Below are 24557 nucleotides of genomic sequence, written 5' to 3'. Positions count from 1 at the left end.
ATAGTGGCCGCGATCCTCGCAATGGGGCGGTAGCTCAGTTGGTTAGAGCCGGGGACTCATAATCCCTTGGTCGCGGGTTCGAGCCCCGCCCGCCCTACTCAAGTCCTCTATTACGTCGGCCGATGGCTGGAATTTCTATGTCGGATGATGCCCGACAGTGTTTCGGCGGATGCTTGACAGCTGCTTCGGTTGATCGTTGAAGCTCCCTGAATGAGGGAGTTGAGCGTGGTCGCACAGCGGTACTGAGACGTGTTGGCGGTTCCGGAACGGGACGCGGAAAAATGTGAGCAGTGCGACCGTTTGGGCGCCCGGCCGTCAGGGTAGTCATCCGCAGCCAGCGTAGGTGCGGAGAGGCGGCCACATGCCGGAACGTGGGACACAGGTCCAGATGCCGCGCGTGGCGCGGATCGTGTTGCGCGGTATGGAGTACTTCACCTGGCCGTTGAAGCTCGACGACTATCTGGAACTGATCACCCCACTCTGGTCCACCGAGGAGCTACGCGGCCGGATAGAGCGAGTGCATCGCGAAACCGATGACAGCGTGACCGTGTTCATCACACCGGGTTTCCGCTGGCGCGGGCATGTCCCCGGGCAGTACCTCCGTATCGGCTTCGATATCCAGGGCAAACGGCACTGGCGAGCATATTCGCTCAGCAGCGACGCGGCCCGGCCCGACGGCCAGCTGACGATCACCGTCAAGCAAACGGCGGATGGTGTCGTGTCGCGCTTCTTGAACTCGACTCAGGCGCCGGGCTCGGTGGTCACCTTGGGTGAAGTGGAGGGTGAGTTCACGCTTCCCGACCCGCCGCCACGAAAGTTGCTGTTTCTCACGGCGGGTAGTGGTGTCACCCCAGTCATGGCCATGCTGCGAGCGCTCGACCGCCGTGGGGAGGTGCCGGACGTCGTTCACGTCCATTCCGCGCGGACGGCGGCCGAGGCGATCTTCGCCGGGGACCTCGCCGGGCTCAATGACCGCTACGGCAGCTATCGATACAGTCTGCGCGAGACCAGCACAGCGGGACGCCTGCTGCCCGAGCATCTCGACGAGGCGTGCCCGGATTGGCGGGAACGGGAGACCTACGCGTGTGGCCCTGGGGCGATGCTCGAGGCGCTGAGAGAGCACTTCGCCGACGCGAGCCTGTCCGGGCGGCTGCACGTGGAATCGTTCGAGCATTACGTGAGCCTCGCCGTCAATGGGCGCGGCGGCACCATCGAGTTCACCCGGTCCGGGGCCACCGCCGACTGCGACGGAACGACGCCGATTCTCGTGGCCGGCGAAGAAGAAGGCCTGGATCTGCCGTACGGCTGCCGCATGGGGATATGTCACACGTGTACCGGCAAGCTGGCCGCGGGATCGGTGCGTGACCTGCGCACAGGCGAACTGACCCATGCCGGCGTGGAGATCCGTACGTGCATCAACTGCGCGTACGGACCCGTCAAGATCGACCTCTAGAAAGGTTTCCGACACGATGAGCAACTCGATGATCGAGAGTCCGTTGGCACGACTCACACCAAGTGAGATCGAGGCGATCGGCAGGGAGTTCGATGCCATCCACGACGAGGTGTTCGACAGCCTCGGCGACCGCGACGCCCACTACATCCGCAGCATCATCGCGCTGCATCGTGAGCTGGCGCTGCTCTCACGGGCGATCTTGCTCGGCTCCCGCTACCGGCCGGCGTGGTTGCTCGGCACGGCCGTGCTCGCGATCGCAAAGATTCTCGAAAACATGGAGATCGGTCACAACGTGCTGCACGGCCAATGGGATTGGATGCAGGATCCGCGTATCAACTCGGCCACGTGGGACTGGGATACCGCGTCGCCTGCCGACGCGTGGAAGCACTCTCACAACTACGTCCACCACACGTACACAAACATCCGGGGCAAGGACAAAGACCTGGGCTACGAGATCATGCGGATCGATCCGCACCAGAACTGGCATCCGATCTATCTGCTGCAACCCTTCTACAACCTGATCCTCGCCGGGTTCTTCGAATGGGGCGTCGCCCTGCACGATCTCGACGCCGAGGCCATTCGCAGCGGCACCAAGAGCAAAGAGCAGTTGCGAAAAGAGTTGCGCGGCATCGGTTACAAGGGCTGGCGCCAGATCGTCAAGGACTACATCGCATTCCCGGCACTGTCCGGGCCGAAGGGTTTCAAGCGCACCCTGAAGGCAAACTTCACGGCCAACCTGATTCGCAATATCTGGTCCTACGCGATCATCTTCTGCGGACACTTCCCTGATCAGACGTACACGTTCAGCGAGGAAGAAGTCGAAAACGAGAGTCGAGGCGGCTTCTACCTACGCCAGCTGCTGTCGGCAGCCAACATCGACGGCTCGCCTGTCTTCCACGTGCTGTCGGGGAATCTGGGTTACCAGGTGGAGCATCACCTCTTCCCCGACATGCCGTCGAGTCGGTACGCGGAGATCGCGCCCAAGGTCAAAGACATCTGCGAGCGCTACGGGCTGCCCTACAACACCGGTCGGCTGGGTAAGCAATTCGGCAGCGTCCAGCGAACGATCGTCCGGCTCGCTTTTCCCGGCGGCAAGCCCGCGCCCAAGCCCGGTCCCTACAAGCCGGTCGACGACGACCGGATCACCCGCCCACTGGTTGCGGTCTGACTGCCTCTCGGTCAGGAAACCCGCCGCTGACACTGGCACTTTCTCGGTCGGTAGCGGAACGGGTGGCACTCCGGTACTACTGGATCGCCGTTCACGGGAACATCGACCTCAGGTAAGCCGGGGAGCTGATGAGAGGACGTGCATCAGCCGACACAGCCCGATGCCGCAGAATTGACCTGTGCAGTTATCGGCGGCGGTGAATAGAGCGAGTGTTCTGACCGCAGCCGACCCGGGCCGGATCCGGCTGCGCAGTGCGGCAGCGACCACCTTCTCGCTGATGCTGGCGATCGGCGTGATGCTGGCATTCACTCGGGTGGCAGGGCAGCCGGTCACCGTCGCGATGCTCGGCGCCGTGGTGGCCATGCAGGCGTCCGCCGCTGTCAAAGACCGCGATCAGCGCAGCCGCAATATCACCACGGGCCTGCTGGTCTTCCCGGCGATCGGCGCCATCGCGCTCGCCGCATTCTTGGGCCCGCACGGGAAGATCGCCGACGTCGGCTTCATCGCCGTCCTGTTCGCCGCGGTATGGGTGCGGCGGTACGGGCCCCGGGGGAATGCGCTGGGGATGGTCGCTTTCATCTCCTATTTCTTCGCGCTGTTCCTGCGCACTCCGCTGCATCAGCTGCCGGTGCTGGCGGTCGCCGTCGCTGTCGGGATCACGTCCTCACTGCTGGTGCACATGCTGCTGTTCCCGGAGCGGCCGCGCGTCGAGGCCCGGCGTCTGCTGTCCGCGTTGCGCGCCGCCTCGACGGCCGCCTTGGACGTGGCGGTCAACCAGCGCGGCGTGGTTGAGGTCGAGGTATTGCGCCGTCGACTCGATGAGCTCGGTGAGACGGCGTTGCTGATCGATGACTGGCTGGATCGACATGAGGCGGCGAACTCGCTGAGCGTCACCAGCAAGGATCTGGCGCTGCGCGTATTCGAGGCGCAGATCATGCTGGAGCAGGCCGCGTCGTTCCTGTGGTGGCTCGACCAGGATCAGCCGTGGCCCGACGGTCTGCGGGACGCGGTCGCAGCGCTGCAGATCTGTCTGATGAACAATCCCACCGTCGAACAACTCCGGCAGGCCCGACGCATGGGTGCCGCGGCAGCGGACCAGGCGGACTTGTCGACCTCCGCCGGCGTCGCGACCGTGACCGCTTACCGGGCGATGCAGGCGCACTTGGCAATTCACCACATCACCACCAACGCCCGAGGTCTCAGCGACGAGGATATCGCCGAAGCCGGAGCCCACCGGGAAGACGGGGACGACGGCGAGGAAGCGCCGACTGGACTGAACCCCAGCACCAAAGCCGCGATTCAGGTCGCCGTGGCGACAAGCGCGGCAACCGTTCTGGGTGAGCTCATCTCACCTGACCGGTGGTACTGGGCGGTGCTGACGGCATTCTTGGTCTTCACCGGCGTCACGACGCGCGGTGAGATTCTCACCCGCGCGGGACACCGCATCGTCGGCACGGTGGTCGGGGTCATGGCGGGCGTGGTGCTGGCCGCCGTCATCGGGCGGAACCCGCCCGTGCAGATCACCGTCCTTCTGGTGTGCGTGTTCTTCGCGTTCTATCTGGTGACCGTCGCTTATTTCTGGTTGACGTTCTTCGTGACCGTGCTTTTGGCGATGCTGTACGGACTTCTGGGCAATTTCAGCCTCCAGGTGCTGGAGGTGCGGATCGCGGAAACAGCCGCAGGCGGTCTGGTAGGCATCGCCTCGGCGTACTTCATCTTCTCGACCAAGACGCGCGCCACGTTCGTCGACAAGGTCGACGACTACCTGGGGCAGATGGAGAAGGTCATCAACGCCGCGGTGGCCGAGGTGCTGATGCCCGACGATGCCAGCGATCTCGTAGCGGATACCCGTCGGATGGACAATGCCTTGAAGGCGGCAATTGCTGCCGGCAAACCGCTACAGATGGGCCCACTTTCGGAACTGCGGCATGGGGTCCGGCGGCTGATGCGCGGATTACAGATCGCCAACCGCTCCGCTCACGCGTTGGCTCGCGCGGGAGTGACCGCGTCACATGGCGGCCCGGTTCCCGAAGGTGCAGCCGACGCGCTGGAGCAAGCCGTGGCACGGACCTGTGATGCACTGGCGCGGGTGCGGAAACTGGTTGCCGGCGGCGATCTGGATGACGGGGAAAAGCGAAGTGAGATAGCCGCTTTCGACATCGGGATGCCGGAGATGCGGCCCGGTCCGGTACGCGCGGCGGTCCGGTCGCTGAACATGCTGGATCGCGCGCTCACCGAAGTCACCACGCGGGTGTGAAGCCGGAGGTCCGCAGAGAGCGGGTCAGGATGGTGAATTCCTGACCTGCTCTGGCTATCTCGACGGTTTCCGGGTCTGGCTAGGACCGCTGTGGTGGTTCGCTGTGAATCGACGACTCAACTTGCCAGGTCTGACTCAGCCTGGTTCACCCGATACAGCCGCCAGTTCGGCTGATTGGCACCGTTGTTCGGAATCTCCAATTCGAGGGTGGCGATGTTTGCACCGGTGTCGTACAGCGTGGGGTAGCGCAAGTTGAGTGCGTCGACTGTCCCGCGTCCAACCCGCGGCACGGCCAGGAGATACTTGATGCCATTTCTCACGGGTTCGTCGAGGTCCGTGACGAAATCAAAATCTGACGGTACGACAAAGGTTCTTGGGCGATGTGATGCGGCGACGACGGCAAAGCCGTACTCGGTGTCGAGGATCACCGACCCCTCGGGCAGGGCCAAATCATCGAGGTAATGTGCGATTTCGCGTTCCGTCGAGAAGCTGGCGGCGATGCTGCGCTCAGTGGCTTCGCGATCGCTGACACTGTCCGGCTGCGGTGCCAGTACGGCGCCGAGTGCGTATTCCTGAGGCGCATACCTAGGTTGGCGCATGCCCCAAAGGGTGACCGGTATCGATATCGCCAACACGGCGACGACGCCGACTGGAACAGCGTACGGGTGCCGGCTCGTGGACGGCCTCGGTTGCGGCACTGCTGGGGCGTACCTGCCTCGGCGCTTCACGGGCGCACTGATCTGGTCGGGCACGGCGAGCATCGCCAGGCAGGCGGTGAACGGAATTGCGACGATGTAGAACCGCAGGAAAGGAAACGTCGAACCCGTTGCGTAGCTGAGAGATTGGAATCCCAACGCGGCGCCGTAGATGGCGACTGGTGGCAGGATGGCGGTCCAGCTGGGGCGCCGCCACCGCCGTGACACGGCGCAGAGTCCGACTGGGACGAGGGCGGGTGCCAGCAGCATGGTGCAGGTCGCTGCGAACCCGAGGCCAATACCGAACGCCGGCTTGCTTTGACCGGACTGCGCGAGGATCGCGGTATTGCCGTACTGCGAGGTGAATTGGGCGAAGGCCTCACCGGTGATCAGCCAGCTGATCGCCGCCCATCCGATGAACGCGAGAACGCCAGGGCCGCTGACCATCAGAAGATCCAACACCGCTCGTCGTACGCGCGGTGGCGGACGCGCTCGCAGATAGGTGGTGCTCCCGATCAACGCGCCGGCCGCGGCGATGCACGCCAGTGCGTCATAGCGCGTCAGGTACGCCAGACCCATGGCGATGCCGCCGGCCGTCACCAGGTGGTGGACGTCGTCGTCGCGCATCCACAAGATCAGTCGCCTGACGGCCCAGGAAATGAAGAAGATGAACGGCGCCTCGCTCATGCCGTTGCTGCCGTAGAACAGGATCATCGGATTGAACGCGAACAGCAGGGTGATGGTCAACGCATATGGACGCGCGAGCCCGCGGTCGGTGCCCATGCTGAGGATTTGGACCGCCGCACCGGCCATGAATGCCGCTGACACCAGGGAACCGGAGAACGCCCGCTCGGTGATATCGGGCCAGAACCGGCCGAGCCCAATCGCCGGAATCTGTAGCAAGGCCGAAAGCGGTGTGAAGATGAAGCCGATTGCGGCCAGGTGCGGATCGCGACTGAAGAGCACCGCCTGCGCAGCTGAGACCCGTGATAGTGCGTCCCCGAGGATGAAGCCGTGACGAACCTGCAGCCAATATCCGACTGCCGAGTATGTGGCGAATGTGGTGCCGAAGAGCAACACCTTGAGACCGCGCTCGGACAGTAGCCGGGTCATGGCGCTTGCGCTGACTCTGGTGAATGCACGGGCGTATCAGAGAGTCCATGGAACGTCTTCTCCCAGTAAGACGGACTACGAATCAGTTGATACAGCCCTTTGGCGGCGGCGATACTCATCATCGCCCAGAACACCGGGACGGTCAGCGCGGCCCACAGCAGATCGGAGCGGTCGTCCTCCCGGAGCGCGATCAAGTTCATGTAGAGCGTGGCGCCGTTACCGAGGACCAACGCGACGAGGGCAGGAAAGTAGACGTACCAAGGGAAGATGGCCTCGACCAGGGTGGGCTGGCCAAGGAACCACAGGACGGTTATGAGCCAGAAGACGAGGTTCAAGACAGCCACAATTGGCGTGCCGCCCAACACGAGGTTGAACCGCAGGAAGCTGCGAGGCCCGATCGTTCGTAGTAACCGTATAGGTCGACGCACCTGTACCAGCCACGTCTGCAGATAGCCCTTGTACCAACGGGAGCGCTGGCGAATCCAGTTGATGGCGTCGCTGTTGGCCTCCTCGAGGGTGCTCGAATCGATCACCGCCGTGTGGTATCCGCTTGCGGCGATGCGCAATCCGAGGTCAGCGTCCTCGGTGACATTGTGCGGATCCCATGCGCCGATCTCGTCGAGCACGGCACGGCGTAGGTGATTTGACGTGCCGCCCAAAGGAATTGGCGAGGTGGATATCATCATCCCGGGTAAGAGGTAGCCGAACCACAGCGCGTACTCAGCAGTGAACCATGCGGTGAGCATGTTCTGGTGGCCGTTGTGATAAGCCAGTTTGGCCTGCACGCAGGCGACGTTGTCTGGCAGCTGTCGAAAGGCGACCGCCACGCGTCGCAGCTGAAGCGGTTCCGGCATGTCTTCGGCGTCGTAGATGGTGATGATGTCGCCACTGGAGAAGTGCAGGCCGTAGTTGCAGGCTTTGGGTTTGGTACGCGGTTCAGCCGGTGGGACCAGGACGATTGTGATGGCACTGGAATCAGCACATCCCTTGGCTGCCGCGATGGTCACCTCATCGTCGGCCTCCAGGAGTAGTAGGACTTGGAGTTTGTCGGGCGGATACTCCAATGCAGCTATCGCACCGATGAGATCGCCGACCACCTCCGGTTCGTGGTAGGCGGGAACGAGGATGGTGTACTGCGGCAATTCCTCGTCTGGCAATGCCCGTGCCTCTGCGTCGCTGATCACGATCGCACGAGATGCCAAGCCTTCTCGGAAGATCAGCACTCGATCCGCCATCGTCAGCAGGTAGGCGACCGTGCAGACGGCGACCAGTACCACCGTCGTACTCAGTGGCCGCCAGAGTGCGCAGGCGAGAACGATTGTCAGGCCAGACCAGATCATCAGTCGCTGCCACGGTACCAACGAGACCGATGCCGATCGAATCGGATCATCTTCGCGCAAACCGTCGATCGCGCGTCTCAATGCGTAGGCCCGCTCCGCCGGGTCATTTATGTCTGGAACTGACCTACTCGTGCCTGGTCTCATGGGGTTTGTGCCACTGCTCCAAACTGGGCGGCAACCAACTTACGGCCGAACTCGGTGAGCAGCGTGGCGTCTTTGAAGCGCGAATTGTGTTCGTCGAGTACAGCATTGCCCCGGATCAGCATGGTGAAGAGGGCCCCCATCGCGGACCACGGCGAGGTGGAGGGCGCGGGGAAAGGTGCGCCAGGATCGTGGTTATCGACGGCGAAGACGGAGACTCGTTGGCCGAGATGCGAATCGCCCCACGCGAACCGTATCGAAGTCCACGTGATGAGTTGCTTCTCCTCGACGATGGTCTGCATTTGGCTGGTCACGCCATGCCCGAGGTCAACCATCCGCGACTGACTTATCCGCGCCTGGGAGAACCCGTACACCACACGGGCCGGATAGACGTCGAAGGCGAATGGACGTCGACTGACCAGGCTGTAAACGATAAGCGTCCGTGGTCGGCCCAGTTTGTCGAAGCGCGTCTCGCCGATGTCCGCGGTCATCTGCTGGCGGACGAGTACAGAGCCGTCGCCGTAAAGCTGGCGTACCCATGGGTAGTCGCGGACGTCCGTCGTGTGCCATCCCGGCGGCGTGGTGAGAGGGCGACCGGCCACGAGTTGCGTTGCGGCCCCACGAGATATGCTCGTGGAGGTGGCTTGTGGCGGCAAGGGAATGAGCGTCAGCAGCAACGCCGCTGTCACAACGAGGATCGACGCGCCCCATACTTGATTCGATGCGACGGGTGCGACCGCGCGATAGAAAAGTGGCTTGGGCATGCCGCGGCGTCCGCTGATGAACATGAAGATGCTCGCGCCAGTGATGGCGGTCAGTGTCGGGATCAGCTGGTAGGCGAGCACTGGCGCGCTGGGCCATTGCGCCGCAAGGGCATTCAAGACAGCGAGACCGATCAGCCATGACATCAGTGAACCGACGAATCCACGTCGGAGCGTCCGGCCGACGGCAATGCCGGTCCCGACACCCGAAACGACCAGCGCCGCCAGACCGGCCGCGAAACGTCCACCGCCCAGAACGAAAACCAGCACGAAGTAGGGGAGCGGGAAGACCATGAAAAGCATTGCCCAGACCCATCCGAAGCGGGTCACCGGCCGAAGGCCGAACAGGAGCACGCCCGAGCTGAGGACGAACAACCACATCGCCACCAGATCGAGGTGCAGCAGGTGGTAGTACAAATTGAAACGCGGGAGCAGTACCTTCTCGACGAGAACCGCCAGAATCAGTCCCATCGTTCCGACGATGATGTCTGTCTGGCGATCATGAATGGGTAGTTCGCCGCGCCGCCGACGAGACACACCGATTGCGACCAAGATCGCGACCAGAGGTAGGGTCCAGATATAACCGACCAGGTCATGTTTGCGAGTGCTGGTAACCAGTACCTCGAGGTTGGCGTAGAACGCAATACCGGTACAGATTGCGATGATCACCCAGCGTGACAACAGTCGGTATGCCGGATGCCGGGAGTACCACCATGACGCCAGCTCTCGGATCGCTGCGGCAGGACGCGACGCGGAGCCTTCCGCGGTCGCGGCAGCAGCAGTCATGGTTCGCGACGCCTTCTCGTGCGGCGCCGAATGACGAGGATGGCCCCGATGAGGATCAGCGCGGCGGCCCCGGCTCCGACAACTCGCCACCCGTGGAATCCACTCTGGGCCACCGGTGCGTCCGGGTTTCGGGCATTGTCGGTGCCGACCACGACGGGTTCCCGGTCCGGCATCCCGATGAGGACGCCTCCGGACACTCGGGACCACCTGACCACGTCGGAATTGATCCATTCCAACAGCTTGTCCAGCTGTTCGGGCGCCTTGTTCGACGTGGCGATGAACAGCATGCGATTGCCGTCGTACTTGGTTTGCAGCGACCCGAATTTCTGTGCGGGGTCAAGTGTCAACGTGCCGTCGGCCGGGCTGCCGTCGACGTGCTCGACAGTGATCTGATCAGCCGAGCCGACGGAAACGGGCAAGGCTAGGCGTCCGTCTGACCATCCGTCGGCGCTGATCAGGATCGCCGGCGTGGGCGAGGAGATTGCTTGTGCCACCGACATCGCCGTGATGTCGAAGGGCAGCGCGCTCAATCGCTGAAGTGCCACCAACATCGCCACCGCCCGTCGGGTGTCATCGAATCCACCGTTGAAGCCGATTGCCACGCGTGGCATCAACGTCTGCGGGATGGCCTGAAAACCGCCCGGCAGCGGGGGTTTCGCCGCGCCGCTTTCGATCTGGCTATCGCCGTTGACCGTCAACGTGATCGGCTGGAACTCGCCACAGCGTCCGGTGTTTCCGGAGATGTCCACCGCGACAACAAGGTTGGTGTAGCGCATCAGCAGCTCATCGGGAACATCGATCCATCGATCGATCGATCCCGACGTTTCGACCGGCCATCGATCGACCGTCTGGCCGCCCACAGATGCCACCACCTGGCCGGCGACTGACACTGGCAACGGGGTATGCGATCCGCGTAAATGGATGCGCACGCTGTGCACCGCTCGGCCGAACCGCGTCTGGTCCAATCCGATGGAGACCTGCGGCGCCAGCGCGGTGGCGCGCAGGCCCGCTTGACCGAGGTCGTGCAAGGTGGTCACCTTCGGCGGCAGCAACGGGCTCGGCCGAAGCGGGCCGACAACGGCTTTGGAGCTCACGGCGAGCCGACTCATTTCACTCGACAGGAGTCGAGCCTGGTCGATCAAACGATCGGCGGGGCCCGACACCAACAGGGAGGGCACGCCTGCCTCACCCTGCAGTGCGACACCCACGCTCGGAGTTTCTCGGAACACGATCTCGCGCTGCAACGGGCCGGAAGGCTCCGGGGGCATATTCCGGTCGTCCGGCAGCGCCGACACAGTCACCTTCGGATACTGCTTCCCGTAATGGGCGACGACGGCTTGCGCCAGGCGCATTGCCGTCTCCGACTCCGCTCTGGTCGGATTGCGTGGCAGGAACAGATTCAATTGCGTGAGCACCGGCGGCAGGAAGTCGGCAACTGCGCGTGGTGGCAACTCCCGGCCGGCATAGCGGATGTTTGCCGCGACGAGCCGCATCGGATTCGACGGATCCAGGCAGTAACCCTGGTTTGCGGTGAGATAGCCGCGTAATGTCACCGCCACCGCATGGTCGGTTATCTTCGCGCCTGTCAATGGAATCGAGATGGGGCCGCCGCGCGGGGGTAGATCCACCCGGGACAAGACCCGATCTTCCTGGACTGCGGTGACAGTTGCAGCGGACACGTTCACCGGCATTTCGACCACCGCGTCCAAGCTGTCAACGGCCATGCCTTGCGGCACCGGAATCGTCAGATCGACGGATCCCTGGTCGCCGTAGAACTGCAGAGTCGGTTCGGACCCAAGTGCCGCCAGCCCCAAGGTCGGTGCGTCAGCTAACTGTCCGCCGGCGCCAGGCGCCGACCGCGCCACCGGTACCGAGCAAACAATCGTCAGCCACAGCGCCATCACTGCGACGATGTGCAACTCACGGCGTTGTGCTGCGCTCATCGCCAACGAGTATGCGCCGCCTGCCGGCAAAAATTGCCGGATATGAAAATTTTGGCGACGCCGGGAGCGCGGGCTGAATCGGCTCTCGGCCGCTGCGAAGGAGTCAGGCATGCAACGGGTACCGCGCCGCATTGACAAGTGACCTTCGGCCCTGCACCGGAGGACTGCCGACTGCAGCCGTGACCCGGCAGCTGTCATAACGTCTCGTTACCCGGCGCAGTAACGAGGAGCATCATGAGCCACGAAACGACCATGCGTCTGATCGTCTTCGGATTTGTGGCGGTACTTTTCCTGGTCGGCTTCGCCATGGGTGTAGATGGTGGTGGCGGTGGTCGGCCGCCGTCGCAAGCGCCGACGATGCCTCAAGCGCCGGGTGATTCGTCGGCGCCCGGGACGCCGTTTCCTGGTTACCGCGACAGCGCCGACGGCGATTCGACCGCCATGCCGCACTCACCCGGGCTGCCGTCTACAGACTGACGCCGCGCGTCGTCGCCCGACGTCTGGGTGACGGACGGTCGCATTGCGGCACAGGCTGTCTCAACGTCACTCTGGCGCCGTGCCGGTAGTGAAGCGGACGGAGATCGCCGTGGATGACCGTCAGCCGTGCAACCCGTTCTTGATCGCCGTGGCCTGCTTCTGGCCGACGTCGAGAATGAAATCGGGTGGCGGGTCGGCGCCGGGAGGGCCGTCGAACTGCAGGGTGACGAACGCCTTCCCTTCGGTGAACAGCACGACAGTCACCGATTTCGTCTTGTCGGGTGAACTCCCCGTCGCCGAGATACCGCCGGTGCCGACTTGGAACGGCGCGGGTGTCCCACCCACCACGGTGGCACCGAGCGTCGCCTTCGCAGCCTCGAGCGCAGCGGTGGCGGCGGCGGGATCCGGCAGGACCAGGATCGTGTCGCCGACGACATGGGTGCCGTCGGCGTTCTTGAACGACGTTGCGATGCCGGGCTTCCCGTTCGGGTCTGGTATCGGCGGGGTCGCGATGAACTGTTCGGGTGCGACCAGGTCGGTGCCCTTGATCAGCAGCGCCGAGTAGTCGACAGACGGCGCCGGAGCCGAGCTGGTCGCCGACGTGCTCGTGCTTGCCGACGTGCTCGTGCTCGCCGACGTCGACGATTTCGACGCGGCGGGTGGCGCGGAACCCTTGCTGCAGCCGGTGATCGACAGGATCACTGCTGCGCTGACCGCAACCGCACCGCCGGCCACTCTCATGTGAGTGCTCATTGGCACCGATTCCTCTCCGGCCGAAGCCATCAGTTCAACGGACCATCTGGAAGCGGCGCGTTGCAGCGCGCGCGGAAGTCGGCCGCCGGCTGTCGGATACCCTCGATTTCGGTCTTCACCTGAGGGTTCGCGTCCATGTACGCGGTGATCTCGGTGCGCATCTGGTCGCGCGTCTTGCCCTTGAGACCGGTGAAGAACGCGTTCACATCGGGGTGGCTGAACAGGTAGGCCGACGTAGCGCCGTTCACCCCGGACATCACGTTGGCGAGATCGCCGGCAGTGCAGTCCGGCGGGTCGGCGATGGCGGTCGTGGCCGTGCCGAGGAAGGTTGCACCGGCGATCACACCGGCACCGACGATGTTGCGGATTCTCATGTGTGGTTGCTCCTAAAGGTTGTGGAAACTACGGGGATCAGCGACGCGGTCCGATACCGCCACCACCGCCGCCGGGAGGGCGGATCGGGCGGATCGGGACGATGACGTCGACGCCCCAGCCGTCGTCGCAATACCAGGGATCGGCGCAGTACGACGGGTAGGCCGCGGAGGGGGGCGTGGGGCCGCCACCGCGGACGTCACCCTGCGCGCACACGGTGGCGTATCCGGCGCCGGTGCAGTCGGCGGATGCCGGCGCTGCCGCACTGATGCCGATGGGTACGAACGTGAGCGCCAGACCCAGACTCAGGGAGCGCTGCTTCAGTCGCATGGTCTTCTTCCTTCGGACGGCTGGTTCGCGGTGAGCGGCACTCTGCCGGGGCGCGGAACCGGTTTCGGCTGAGCATAATTCGGCGTTACCGTTCAAGAAGCTGTTGCGCGATTATTGCGGTGTCTGGCCTGTGTTGATCCTTCGTGTGATGCGTTGCGCGACTGTGCTGCAACCGCCGCGCAAGATCGGACGGCGGTGGTACCGTCCGACTTTGTCGAGTATGCGTGACGAAGGGGTCAATATGAGCGAGAACGGCCAGGATTGGACCAAGCCGGCCGCCATGGAGATCCCGAAAAGAGGGGTACTTCGAGGTGCGCAGCCTGTCGGACCCGGATCTCAACGCCACGCCGCCGTTCAACTACGCCCATGATCACTTCGGCTTCCGGGACCGCCTTTCGCGGCCGGTGATGAAAGGATCTGGGGAAGCGCCGGCGCCGGGTTCGGGTGACCCGTTGGAGCCCGGGGAATTCATCCTGGGGTATGACGACGAGAACGGTCCGGTGGTGGATCTGCCTCAGCCCGAGGTGCTTTCGCGCAACGGCAGCTACCTGGCGTATCGCAGACTCGAGGAGCACGTCGGTGTGTTTCGAGACTATCTGCAGGACAACGCAGATACGCCCGAAGGACAACAGTTGCTGGCCGCGAAGTTCATGGGCCGATGGCGCAGCGGCGCCCCACTGGTGCTGGCGCCGGACAAGGACGATCCCGAGTTGGGTGCGGATCCGATGCGCAACAACGACTTCAAGGGAGCACCGGACGACGGCGTCGACCGTGGCATCGCGGCATTCATCATCTGTGCGGATCTGGTGCGCCAGTTCGAGTTTGCGCAGAACGTCTGGATCAACGACAAGGCCTTCCACGAGCTCGGCAACGAACACGATCCAATCTGCGGCACGCAGGACGGCACTCTGGACTTCACTGTCCCGAAACGGCCGATTCGGAAGGTGCACAAAGGACTTCCGGCCTTCACCACGATGAAGGGCGGTGCCTACTTCTTCCTGCCGGGCATCGGCGCCATCCGCTACCTCGCGTCGCTGGGGAGCTGACTGCTCGTCAGCCGGCGCTCGGCGGGCTGCAGGTTTCGCATCCGGCTGCAGGGGAACCCTCACTGTGGCGTCCGTTATGCACGGTTGCCGGGAACCTACGACCGGAAAGGGGAGCGCTATGGGCAAGAGCGGTCCGGAAGAAGCTGCCGAGGGTGTCGTCGAAGGCATCAAGGGCAAGGTGAAGACGTTGGTCGGCGCGCTGGTCGGTCGCGATGACCTGTTCCGCGAGGGGCAGGCGCAGCAGGACAAGGCCGAATCGCAGCGCGATGCCGCGAAGAAGGAGGCCGAAGCGGAATCGGCTCGGGTTGCGGCGCGGGCGGCAGAAGAACGTCAGCGCGCGAACCAGTCAGAGCAGTAGTTGTCGCGACACGGGAGAGATGAGCGCATGACCCGATTCGGCTACACCCTCATGACTGAGCAGTGCGGCCCGAGAGAGCTTGTCCGACATGCTGTGCGGGCCGAGGAGCTCGGGTTCGACTTCGAGGTCTGCAGTGACCACTACTCGCCGTGGCTGGTGTCGCAGGGGCACGCGCCCAACGCCTGGTTGGTGTTGGGCGCCGTTGCGCACGCCACCAATCGGGTCGAGCTGTGTTCGTACGTCACGTGTCCCACCATGCGGTACCACCCCGCGGTGGTCGCGCAACAGGCCGCGACGGCGCAGATCCTCGCGGATGGGCGCTTCCTGCTCGGGTTGGGGACCGGTGAGAACCTCAACGAGCATGTGGTGGGCCAGGGCTGGCCGGCGTACGAACGCCGGCTGGACATGCTGTGCGAGGCGACGAAGATCATTCGCCAGTTGCTCGACGGCGCAGTCGTCAACCACAAGGGCGAGTATTTCCAGGTTGATGCCGCCCGACTGTGGGACCTGCCGGCTGATCCCGTTCCGATCGGCATCTCGATGACGGGGGAGAAGTCCGTCCAACGGCTGGCTGATTTCGCGGACTTCATGATCGATGTGGCCCCGGACAAACCGATCGTCGAGCAGTGGCTCCATGAGCGACGCGTGCAAGGCCTGGACACGACGGGGCGGGCGGTGGCCCAGTTGCCGATCTGCTGGGACAGGGACCGCGACAAAGCGGTGACGCGCGCACACGAACAGTTCCGGTGGTTCGGCGGCGGCTGGCCGACCAACGCGGAATTGCCCAATCCCAAGGCTTTTGACGCCGCGACGCAGTTCGTGCGACCCGAGGACGTGGCACAGCAGATTCCATGTGGCCCCGACATCGACGCCGTCGTCGAAGCGGTGAGTGCCTACCGCGAGGCCGGGTTCACCGACATCGCTCTCGTGCAGATCGGCGGAGACGCCCAAGACAGCTTCTTCGACGAAGCGGCCCCGGCCTTGTTGGCGGCGCTACGCGCCGACGCCGCCTGAGCAGCGTCGGGCCGCCCGGGCGCGGCACCATCGCACGGTGCGGCGGACGACACGCGCGCGGCGCGCCATAGTGTGCGACATGTGATGCAGACGTGTCCGAAATGTGACGCGTGTAGACCAGTGTGATGAGAGTGACTTGAGGGCAGTCAGGTCACTCGGTTCGTGGTTGGGAGCGTCCAATGTCTACAGCTCACAAGGTGGAACGCATCGTCGCGCAGATCAGCGCCGCCGTCACTCGCCGTACGCCTGACGACCAGGCCTATCGCGCTGAGATGGAGCGCTTGGTGACCCAGCAGGAACTCGCCCTGCTGAGCAAGTAGCGCTCGGGCTCGTCAGCGGAAGATGCTGAGCAGTGTCCGGCACAGGAACGGCAGGTTCGACAGCGGGATGAACTGCACCAGGGTGCGGCACACGTTGGGTGCCTGAGCCTGTCCTGCCGCGCTTCCGCATACCGGCCAGGCGCCAATGCCCTGCGTCCGCATCACATTTCGCGCTACTCGGATTTGTTCTCCGCGACTGGCTGTGGATGGTGAGCCCATGCCGCCGTTGGCGGCCCACGTGCCCGGACTGAACTGGAGCCCGCCGTAGTAGCCGTTACCGGTATTGGCCGACCAGTTGCCGCCCGATTCGCATTGGGCGATGGCGTCCCAGTTGGGTTCGGCGTTGGCCTCGGAGATCGTCAACGAAAGTTGGGAGATCGCGAGCACGCCGGATATGGCGACCGCACGAACAAATAGGTGCCCGCTCATACCCACCTCGATCCTGTTGTGCGAACGGGCGTAATGCCGGTCCGCAAATGGTTCGCAATTGACGCATGGTGCTGTCTATACAGACGTTAAACCTGATAATCAGCTGTGCTAATGGGGTAATTGTTATTCTTCGAGTAATTTTAGTGTTTCTGCATACTTCTGATGCAGAAGAAACCACATTGACAGTTGTTACCTAGCGTGTCGCTGCAGGTCAGTGCGTTGTTACGCGACTAGTGTTTACCGTGTGGTTATAGGCACTCAAGTGGCCTGTGATTCTTTTGTTATTAGTGATTCAGTCGTGCTTAGTGATGCAATTGTTATTAAAGTGATTAAAGTTATAAAAAGACATTAGAGTTTTCTATGTGGCAGCTGTGACTGGTGTGACTCAAGTGAATTTGCTCGCTCGTGCCGGGGCCAGCGGCTCTGGCGTGGCGGTCGATCAGCGCGCAGACTTCTCTTAGGCCGAAATTCGGTGTGGCCGACGAAATGCAGGGCAAGCGATGGCGAAGGCAGCGATCAGGGCAACGCAACGGCGGATGGCCGTCGGGCTGCTGGCGATATGCGGCGGTCTCGGAGTCGGCTTCCTGATGGCGCCGGCCGCGGCTGCCGATCCGCCGGCCACCTGCCAGAGCCGGCACGTCGACGGCGTCGAGGAGGACGTCTGCGTGGGTATTCCGGGGCAGGCCGGCGGCGCCAACCCGCGTGACTTGTATCCGGGCGTCGTGCCCGAGCTGTATTTCGGTATCGGGCTGGGGCTTTAGAAGCTAACGAGCCTCATGCGGTCAACACAGCCGGCGCACAGCTAGCATCGCCATCATCGAATTCTGTGACGACGACGCTGCTGGCCGACGCCCCGCCCAATCCGGCGCTCCCGCCGTTACCGCCTGTCGTCGCTCCCAATCACCACGGCGTGTCCCTGCTCGAGGGCTGGGTGCCGGTCACCATCCAGGTGGTCGCCGCGGTCGTGCTGGTGTTCGCCATCGGATGGCGGGTCCGTCGGTGGCGCTTGGTGTGGCTGCCGGTTTGCGTCGCGATCGGCGTCGCGGCCGCTTTGGGCGCGAACTGGTTCATCAATTCAGAAGGCCTCGCGGGCAACCCCGCGCCGGATTCGCTGTGGGTCTGGATCGGTCTGTCCGCGCTCGCGGTCGGCGTACTCATCCTGGGTTGGCGTGGCGCGCAATGGTGGCGCCGCGCGGTCTCGGTGCTCGCCGTGCCGCTGTGCGTGCTGAGCGCGGGTGTGGCACTCAACGACTGGGTCGGCTACTTCATGACTGTGCAGGCCGCGTGGAATGAGCTCACCGCCGGCCCGCTCACCGACGAGACCGAGATGTCCAGCGTCACCTCGATGAAGGCGGCCGGCATGGTCCCTTCGCATGGTGCCGTGGTTCACGTCGACATCCCGGACAGCGCCTCGGGCTTCAAGCACCGCAGTGAAGTGGTTTACCTGCCGCCTGCCTGGTTCGCGCAGAATGCCCCCGCGCTGCCCACCGTCATGATGATCGCCGGCGAGTTCAACACGCCGGCGGATTGGCTGCGCATCGGCAACGTGGCGAGCATGTTCGACAACTTTGCCGCGGCGCACGGTGGATATGCGCCGGTCTTCGTCTTCGTCGACGCGGGTGGCTCGTTCAACAACGACACCGAGTGCGTCAACGGTCCGCGGGGCAACGTCGCCGACCACCTCACCAAAGACGTTCCGCCCTACATGGAGTCGACGTTCGGGGTCAGCGCCAAATCGGCCAACTGGGGTGTCGTCGGCTGGTCCATGGGCGGCACCTGTGCGGTCGACCTCACGGTCATGCACCCCGAGCAGTTCGGCACCTTCATCGACATCGCCGGTGACATGGGTCCCAACGCGGGTACCAAGGCGCAGACCATCGCCCGGCTCTATGGCGGCAGCGAAGCGCAGTGGGCCACCTTCGACCCCCGCACGGTGATGACCAAACACGGCCCTTATCAAGGTGTTTCAGGCTGGTTCGCCATCTCGTCGGATGCCCCGACTCAGTGGAAGGGGAAATCCCGTCCCGACGCCGTCGGCCTGGGCGGTCGCGATGGTGCCGGCAACCCCGGCGACCAGACCGAAGCCGCGAAGACGCTGTGCGCATCGGGCCGGCAGTTGGGCATCGACTGTGCTGTCGGTACCCAACCCGGTAAACATGACTGGCCGTTCGCGGTTACGGCGTTCCAGAAGAGCCTGCCGTGGCTGGCCGGTCAACTGGGTACGCCGGGACTTCCGAAGAGCGGTTTCCCCGCGGGATCGGCCGCCCCCGCGGCACCCAGTGGCGCGGCCACATCGGTCGCAGCCGGGCCGCCCCCAGGGAAGTAACGCGCTGCTGTAACGCTGAGCCGGTCTAAGTAGATGGACTCTGTGAGGTCGTTGCGACATAGCAGGGAGTCGATCCGTGATGGGTACTCAAACCGATAAATCCGATTACCAGCAGGGACGCCGTCAGGGACGGTTCGTGGGAGTGGTCGCCGCCGGTGTGGCGACGACATTGACGGCGCTCACCGTGGGCGCAGCGCCGGTGTCCGCCAAACCGAGCAGTGATTCAGACAGTCCGAGCACCACGACGCTGGCGCCCAAGCCGCCCAGGCAGGACTCTTCCTCGGCGCAGGACGGCTCCGGCTCGGCAGGCGGCTACGGGCAGGACGGCGGCCAGCGCGGACGCAAGCAGCGGGATCAGACGGACGCCGAGGCGCCGAGCCGCCCCGCTCCCGCAGACGTTCCGGTGGTCCAGCCCAAGCCGCCGGCCGACCCGCCCGCGGCACCCGTCGCTCCGGTGGTGACCGCTCCGGAGAAGGCGATGCCCGACAACAAGGCTCCGGAAAAGACACCGCAGGCGCCCACCACGACACCGCCGGTCGAGACGCCCGCCGTCGCGGCTCCGCCGTCGCACACCGCTGACGCCCCCGCGCCGACCACCAAGGTCACCAAGGCGCAGGAGGCCCCTGCGGATCCCACCACGCCGGCACGCCCGTCGACCGCTGTCGCCGAGCCGGCGCCCTCGTCCACTTCAGCTCCGTCGGCCACATCGGTGGCGCCCGGCCCGACCACGGCGCTTGCGGAGCGTCCGTCGCCGGCCGGTGCCGAGAAGCCGGACAAGTCGACGGTTCCCACCGATGAGGCTGTGGCAGAAGGCAAGCCGCTCGCGGGCCTGGAAGGGCAACTCGGCGAGCACGCGGCCGTCGAGGCCGGGCCCGGTCGGGTCGATACGTCCGCGACGGCGTCGGCCACGGTGACGGCCGGCTCGTCGAAGTCGGCCTCGCCGTCGACCTCGGCAGTCCGTGAGGTGCGGCAGATCGAACTGCTGAAGCCCGAGACGCTGACCGCGCCGGTCGAGGACGTCGCCACGGCAAAGGCAGCCGCTGCGGTCGACGTGAAGCTACCGGAGCCGGCACCGGTGCACGACGTGGCTGATCTGGCCAAGGTCGTCAACGTCGCCAACTTCCAGCACGACACCCGGGCCGACTGGGACCGTCGTGACAACCGGCCGGACTGGGATCGTCGCGACGACCGGCCCATGGGCCGGGACTGGGACAACCGGGTGCGGCAGTGGCGGCCCGACTGGGTGCAGTACGACGACTACTACCGTCCGGTGCTGTTCAACCCGTACCGCGATCCCGTCCGCGTCGTGTACGTCTACCGGAACGCGCCGCGCATCGTGTACATCCCGCCGCTGCAGCGCATCGTCATGGAGGTCGCCGACCTCGCGGCGTACAGCTTCACCGCGGTCGTGGTGAACGCCGTCAACACGGCCGTCAACGTGGCGGTGGGTAGCTTCTTCGGCGGCGGCTATTACCCGGGCGTCGGCGTGCCGCTGCCCCCACCGCCTCCGCCGGTGCTGAGCTACGCGAATGTGCCTGTCCAGGTTCGCTACTCGGATGCGGTCTACCAGCCGTTCCGGGTGCAGCGCGTCGTCGACGCCGGTGATGACGCCCAGTACGGCGAGCGCCGGGTGCTGCTCGACGGAGTCACCCCGGCCTGGGGCCAGTGGACCCAAAGCCCCAGTGGCGAACGCCAATTCGAGGTGCACCGGACGCAGCAGTTCCCGGGTCTCGACGAGCCGCGTGAGGCACCGCTGCCCGGTGATTACAACATGCAACTCGTCAACGATCAGAAGGGGCTGGAGAACCCGAACAAGGCGCTGACCATCGCCGCGGTGACCTGCGGCCTGCTGAGCCTGGGTGCCGTCGGGCTGAGCGTCTACATCGGGCGCCGCCGCCGCGAGGTGGTCTGACGTTCGTCGAGGGTTCTCGACACAGCGGGATCCGGACTCCGTAAGGTGACCCTGTAACACCGTTACGGAATACCGGATCAGCAGAGGTGCGCAGTTGAGAACCGTATTGATCGACGCCCCCGGCAGCATCTACGTCGACACTGTGCCCGACCCTGTGCTGCCCGGGCCGGACGGTGCCGTCGTCCAGATCACCACGGCGGCCATCTGCGGATCGGACCTGCACTTCTACGAAGGTGACTACCCGCTCGCGACGCCGGTGGCGCTCGGTCACGAGGCCATCGGCACGGTGGTCGAGGTCGGCCCGGATGTACGCACCGTCAAAGTCGGTGATGCGGTGTTGATTTCGTCGGTTGCGGGTTGCGGCCACTGTGTCGGCTGCGCCAGCTTGGATCCGATCACCTGTGTGTCCGGCCCACAGATCTTCGGCTCCGGCGTCCTCGGCGGCGCGCAGGCCGAACTGCTCGCCGTGCCGTCCGCGGATTTCCAGTTGCACCGGTTGCCAAGCGATCTCAGCGTCGAGGCTGCGCTGCTGCTCACCGACAACCTCGCCACGGGCTGGGCCGCGGCGAGGCGCGCCGACATTCCACCGGGCGGCACCGTCGTCGTCTTCGGTCTGGGCGCTGTCGGCCTGTGTGCGGTGCGCTGCGCCATCGCACAGGGCGCGGGACAGGTGTTCGCCGTCGACCCGGTCGAGGGTCGCCGTGAGATGGCTGACCGCAATGGCGCCACCGCGATCGCCCCGGATCAGCTCGGCGCCGTCCACGAGGCGACGGGCGGCAGGGGAGCGGCCTCGGTGATCGACGCGGTCGGCAATGACACCACCATGAACGCGGCACTGACCACCGTGCGCGCGGGCGGCACGGTGTCCGTGGTCGGCGTACACGACCTCAATCCGTTCCCGTTCCCGGCGACGCTGTCGCTCATCCGCAGCATCACGCTGCGCATGACCACGGCGCCGGTGCAGCAGACCTGGCCGGCGTTGATCCCGCTGCTGCAGGCGGGCCGGCTCGATGTCGACGGCATCTTCACTCATGCCATGTCGCTCGACGATGCGCCGAAGGCCTACGCCGCTGTCGCGGCGCGGACCGCGGACTGCATCAAGGTCACGCTGACCCCGTAGCAATGATGGCCAATCAGGAGACCCTGGAGCTCGCGTTGCCGCGCCTGCGTATGCAGGCGCTGGCGTGGGGGCCGCCCGACGGACGATTGATGTTGTGCTTGCACGGTTTTCCGGACAGCGCGCATAGCTGGCGGCGGGTTGCCCCGCTGCTGGCGGAGGCGGGTTACCGCGTGGTGGCACCCTTCATGCGCGGCTATGCACCGAGCGGGGTGCCGGCCGACGGCAACTATCACGTCGGCGCGCTGGTGTCCGACGTGCTGGATCTCTACGACGCATTGGGCGGCGGGCCCGACGCGGTGCTGGTGGGTCACGACTGGGGTGCCTTCGCCGCCAATGCCGTTGCCGCGTATCCGAATTCGCCGTTCAATGCCGTGGTGTCGATGTCCGTCCCGCCGCTGGCGGCGATCAGCCAGGCCCGGTTCGGTGTGGCCCGCACGGTCCGGATGAGCCTGATCCAACTCCGGATGAGTTGGTACATCATGTACTTTCAGCTTCCCGGACTGCCGGAGCGCACGCTGCGCCGCGTCATTCCGCGGCTCTGGCGGGACTGGTCGCCGGCGGGTACCGATGTGGCCGACGACGTCGCCGCCACGCTTGCCGCGCTGCCGGCCCCCGAGCATCGGGCAGCCGCGGTCGGCTACTACCGGGCGCTGGTTCGACCGGGTGACGTCAACGGACCGTACGCCGAGTTCGAGCGGTACCTGCGGGAGCTGCCGCGCACCCCGATTCTGTACCTGCACGGTACCGATGACGGCGCGATGCAGGTGGGCTACACCGAACAGCTGTCGGAGGCCTTGCCGGCCGGATCGGTCGTCCAAACCATCGATGGCGCAGGGCATTTCCTGCAGGTCGACCGCCCCGCCGAGGTGGCCGCGGCGATTCTGGACTACGTCGGGAATTGACGAGGAGCTATTGACCATGCGTGTGCAACTCCAGATCGACGGGGCACCCCAGCGGGCGGCCGGCCATGCCCGGGAACTGGCCGGCCTCGGTGCCGACGGGGTGTTCACCTTCGAAGGCCCGCACGATGTGTTCCTGCCGCTGGTGGCCGCAGCCGGTGCCGCCGACCTGGACCTGATGACCAACGTCGCGATCGCCGGCCCGCGTAGCCCGCTGCATCTCGCGCACGCCGCCTACGATCTGCAGGTGTACAGCGGCGGAAGGTTCCGGCTGGGTCTGGGCTCGCAGATCAAGGTGCACATCGAAAAGCGTTACGGCGCACAGTGGTCCAAGCCCGCCGAACGCATGGCCGAGACCGTCACCGCGATCAAGGCCATTTTCGACTGCTGGGAGGGCAAGGCGCCGTTGAATTTTCGCGGCAAGCACTTCACTCACACCCTGATGCCGCCGAACTTCAACCCGGGCCCGAACCCGTTCGGGCCGCCCGCTGTGCTCATGGGCGCGTTGGGGCCGATCATGACCCGCACGGCCGCGCAGGTCGCCGACGGGCTGTTGGTGATGCCGTTCCACAGCGCCCGGCATTTCGCGGACCGGACCCTGGCGGCAGTAGACGAGGGACTGCAGCGGGCCGGGCGTGCGCCGGGTGATCTGCAGATCATTGCCCAGGCCATGGTGGCAGTGGGACGGACCGAGGAGGACTTGACCGCGGCGATCAACGGCGTCGCCACGCTGATCGCGTTCTACGGCTCCACGCCCGCCTATCTACCGGTGCTGGAAACCGAGGGCTGGGCCGATCTCCAGCCCGCGCTCAATGCCATGTCCAAGGTCGGTGACTTCGCCGGCATGCGGGCGTTGATCAGCGACGAGATGGTCCGGACCATCGGCATCGTCGGTACCCCGGAGGAGTGCGCCGCCGAGATCGGCCGGCGGTTCGGCGGGCACGTCGGCGAAGTCTGTTGCTATTCCCCGGGTTACGAGCAGCGATCCGACGATGTGCAGGACCTGGTCACCGCTTTGCACGCGCAATGAAAACGGCGTGATTCGTAGCAACCGCTACGAATCACGCCGAAATCCGGGACAAAACCTACGGCGCCTGGACCCAGTCCCAGACGGCCATGTCGCCCTTGGGGTAGTTCATGCAGACGTCGGTGGCCTTGGCGACGACGCCCTTGTTGTTGAAGAAGATCTTGGCCCAGTTGCCCCAGTGGGTGGCCACCTGCTCGTAGTAGATGTTGGTGGCGGTGTCCTCGGAGTACTGGCGACGGCCCACGGGATCGAGCGAGAAGAACCAGTGGATGCGGTCCTGGGCCATCTGCTGGATGTCGGCGGGCCGGTTGTGCATGTCGATCATGTAGCGCGAGTAGTAGACCGGGCTGGTGTCGCGGGCGGCGGCCAGGTACTGCTCGGCATCACAGGTGGTGACGATGATCCGGTGGGGGATCGGGTAGTCGTCGGTGGCGTCGGCAGCAGCCGGTCCGGCGAGGGTCGTCGCGACCGCACCAAGGGCTGCGACCGCCATCCCGGCGCGCTTCAGACCACGCAT

Annotated in this window: 21 protein-coding genes, 1 tRNA gene and 2 pseudogenes; 15 read left to right on the top strand and 9 right to left on the bottom strand. The window is 64.9% G+C overall.

The genetic code is table 11. The features are described from left to right. Positions 1-23: 23 nt before the first annotated feature. From AC3WTE_RS20220 to AC3WTE_RS20205, 4 genes are all read left to right on the top strand, one after another. Positions 24-97: transfer RNA gene (locus AC3WTE_RS20220), tRNA-Ile, on the top strand. Between the two features lie 264 nt (positions 98-361). Next, a complete protein-coding gene (locus tag AC3WTE_RS20215) occupies positions 362-1453 on the top strand; it encodes a ferredoxin reductase (RefSeq protein WP_492440327.1) in 1092 nt (363 codons plus the stop codon). Between the two features lie 16 nt (positions 1454-1469). Continuing rightward, positions 1470-2621 (top strand): fatty acid desaturase family protein, encoded by a 1152-nt coding sequence (locus AC3WTE_RS20210; RefSeq protein WP_492440325.1) that lies wholly within the window; start codon positions 1470-1472, stop codon positions 2619-2621. A gap of 178 nt (positions 2622-2799) precedes the next feature. Then, the gene (locus AC3WTE_RS20205) at positions 2800-4878 is read left to right on the top strand and encodes an FUSC family protein (protein WP_492440323.1); all 2079 of its coding nucleotides are present in this window, start codon (positions 2800-2802) and stop codon (positions 4876-4878) included. A gap of 116 nt (positions 4879-4994) precedes the next feature. On the opposite strand, the gene AC3WTE_RS20200 is transcribed toward AC3WTE_RS20205, so the two are convergent. From AC3WTE_RS20200 to AC3WTE_RS20185, 4 genes are read right to left on the bottom strand one after another with little or no spacing between them, the layout of a single operon-like run. Next, positions 4995-6686, bottom strand: coding sequence for a glycosyltransferase family protein (locus AC3WTE_RS20200; RefSeq protein WP_492440321.1), 1692 nt, complete (start codon positions 6684-6686; stop codon positions 4995-4997). Further along, complete coding sequence (locus tag AC3WTE_RS20195; RefSeq protein ID WP_492440319.1) at positions 6683-8170, bottom strand: glycosyltransferase; 1488 nt, start codon at positions 8168-8170, stop codon at positions 6683-6685. Before AC3WTE_RS20195 ends, AC3WTE_RS20200 begins: the two co-directional genes overlap by 4 nt. Next, positions 8167-9714 (bottom strand): hypothetical protein, encoded by a 1548-nt coding sequence (locus AC3WTE_RS20190; RefSeq protein ID WP_492440317.1) that lies wholly within the window; start codon positions 9712-9714, stop codon positions 8167-8169. The genes AC3WTE_RS20195 and AC3WTE_RS20190 overlap by 4 nt, the downstream gene beginning before the upstream one ends. After that, a complete protein-coding gene (locus AC3WTE_RS20185) occupies positions 9711-11657 on the bottom strand; it encodes a hypothetical protein (RefSeq protein ID WP_492440315.1) in 1947 nt (648 codons plus the stop codon). Before AC3WTE_RS20185 ends, AC3WTE_RS20190 begins: the two co-directional genes overlap by 4 nt. A gap of 234 nt (positions 11658-11891) precedes the next feature. Here AC3WTE_RS20185 and AC3WTE_RS20180 point away from each other — a divergent pair, with 234 nt between their 5' ends. Continuing rightward, the gene (locus AC3WTE_RS20180; RefSeq protein WP_492440313.1) at positions 11892-12134 is read left to right on the top strand and encodes a hypothetical protein; all 243 of its coding nucleotides are present in this window, start codon (positions 11892-11894) and stop codon (positions 12132-12134) included. A gap of 120 nt (positions 12135-12254) precedes the next feature. Here the strand turns inward: AC3WTE_RS20180 and AC3WTE_RS20175 are convergent, their stop codons facing one another. The 3 genes from AC3WTE_RS20175 to AC3WTE_RS20165 are packed head-to-tail and all read right to left on the bottom strand — an operon-like array spanning position 12255 to position 13589. Next, positions 12255-12887 (bottom strand): hypothetical protein, encoded by a 633-nt coding sequence (locus AC3WTE_RS20175; RefSeq protein WP_492440311.1) that lies wholly within the window; start codon positions 12885-12887, stop codon positions 12255-12257. A gap of 29 nt (positions 12888-12916) precedes the next feature. Next, positions 12917-13261 (bottom strand): heme-binding protein, encoded by a 345-nt coding sequence (locus AC3WTE_RS20170; protein WP_492440309.1) that lies wholly within the window; start codon positions 13259-13261, stop codon positions 12917-12919. A 37-nt stretch (positions 13262-13298) separates the two neighbouring features. After that, complete coding sequence (locus tag AC3WTE_RS20165) at positions 13299-13589, bottom strand: hypothetical protein (RefSeq protein WP_492440307.1); 291 nt, start codon at positions 13587-13589, stop codon at positions 13299-13301. A 311-nt stretch (positions 13590-13900) separates the two neighbouring features. Here AC3WTE_RS20165 and AC3WTE_RS20160 point away from each other — a divergent pair. The 4 genes and pseudogenes from AC3WTE_RS20160 to AC3WTE_RS20145 form a co-directional block, all read left to right on the top strand. Beyond that, positions 13901-14635, top strand: a pseudogene (locus AC3WTE_RS20160) (Dyp-type peroxidase); the annotation flags it as partial. A gap of 118 nt (positions 14636-14753) precedes the next feature. Further along, entirely contained in the window at positions 14754-14993 is a 240-nt protein-coding gene (mbp1, locus tag AC3WTE_RS20155; protein ID WP_492440305.1) for a microaggregate-binding protein 1, read from the top strand. A gap of 27 nt (positions 14994-15020) precedes the next feature. Next, complete coding sequence (locus AC3WTE_RS20150; protein ID WP_492440303.1) at positions 15021-16007, top strand: TIGR03557 family F420-dependent LLM class oxidoreductase; 987 nt, start codon at positions 15021-15023, stop codon at positions 16005-16007. A 179-nt stretch (positions 16008-16186) separates the two neighbouring features. Next, the gene (locus AC3WTE_RS20145; protein ID WP_492440301.1) at positions 16187-16327 is read left to right on the top strand and encodes a hypothetical protein; all 141 of its coding nucleotides are present in this window, start codon (positions 16187-16189) and stop codon (positions 16325-16327) included. Between the two features lie 12 nt (positions 16328-16339). On the opposite strand, the pseudogene AC3WTE_RS20140 reads toward AC3WTE_RS20145, so the two are convergent. Next, a pseudogene (locus tag AC3WTE_RS20140) lies at positions 16340-16660 on the bottom strand (transglycosylase family protein); the annotation flags it as partial. Between the two features lie 596 nt (positions 16661-17256). Here AC3WTE_RS20140 and AC3WTE_RS20135 point away from each other — a divergent pair. From AC3WTE_RS20135 to AC3WTE_RS20110, 6 genes are all read left to right on the top strand, one after another. Continuing rightward, positions 17257-17517 (top strand): hypothetical protein, encoded by a 261-nt coding sequence (locus AC3WTE_RS20135; RefSeq protein WP_492440300.1) that lies wholly within the window; start codon positions 17257-17259, stop codon positions 17515-17517. A gap of 65 nt (positions 17518-17582) precedes the next feature. Further along, positions 17583-19082, top strand: coding sequence for an alpha/beta hydrolase (locus AC3WTE_RS20130; protein WP_492440298.1), 1500 nt, complete (start codon positions 17583-17585; stop codon positions 19080-19082). A 79-nt stretch (positions 19083-19161) separates the two neighbouring features. After that, positions 19162-20994: a hypothetical protein gene (locus AC3WTE_RS20125; RefSeq protein ID WP_492440296.1), complete on the top strand. Its 1833-nt coding sequence runs from the start codon at positions 19162-19164 to the stop codon at positions 20992-20994. 94 nt (positions 20995-21088) lie between these two features. Continuing rightward, positions 21089-22114 (top strand): zinc-binding dehydrogenase, encoded by a 1026-nt coding sequence (locus AC3WTE_RS20120; protein WP_492440294.1) that lies wholly within the window; start codon positions 21089-21091, stop codon positions 22112-22114. 5 nt (positions 22115-22119) lie between these two features. Next, positions 22120-23016, top strand: a complete 897-nt coding sequence (locus tag AC3WTE_RS20115) for an alpha/beta fold hydrolase (protein WP_492440292.1) — start codon at positions 22120-22122, stop codon at positions 23014-23016. 16 nt (positions 23017-23032) lie between these two features. Further along, positions 23033-24043, top strand: a complete 1011-nt coding sequence (locus tag AC3WTE_RS20110) for a TIGR03617 family F420-dependent LLM class oxidoreductase (RefSeq protein WP_492440290.1) — start codon at positions 23033-23035, stop codon at positions 24041-24043. 55 nt (positions 24044-24098) lie between these two features. Here the strand turns inward: AC3WTE_RS20110 and AC3WTE_RS20105 are convergent, their stop codons facing one another. After that, entirely contained in the window at positions 24099-24557 is a 459-nt protein-coding gene (locus AC3WTE_RS20105; RefSeq protein WP_459369208.1) for a DUF5078 domain-containing protein, read from the bottom strand.

The sequence above is a fragment of the Mycobacterium sp. FW102-FHT13B02 genome, from assembly GCF_058790275.1.
Note: the sequence above shows the minus strand (reverse complement) of the source record. Positions and strands in the feature narration are given on the sequence as shown.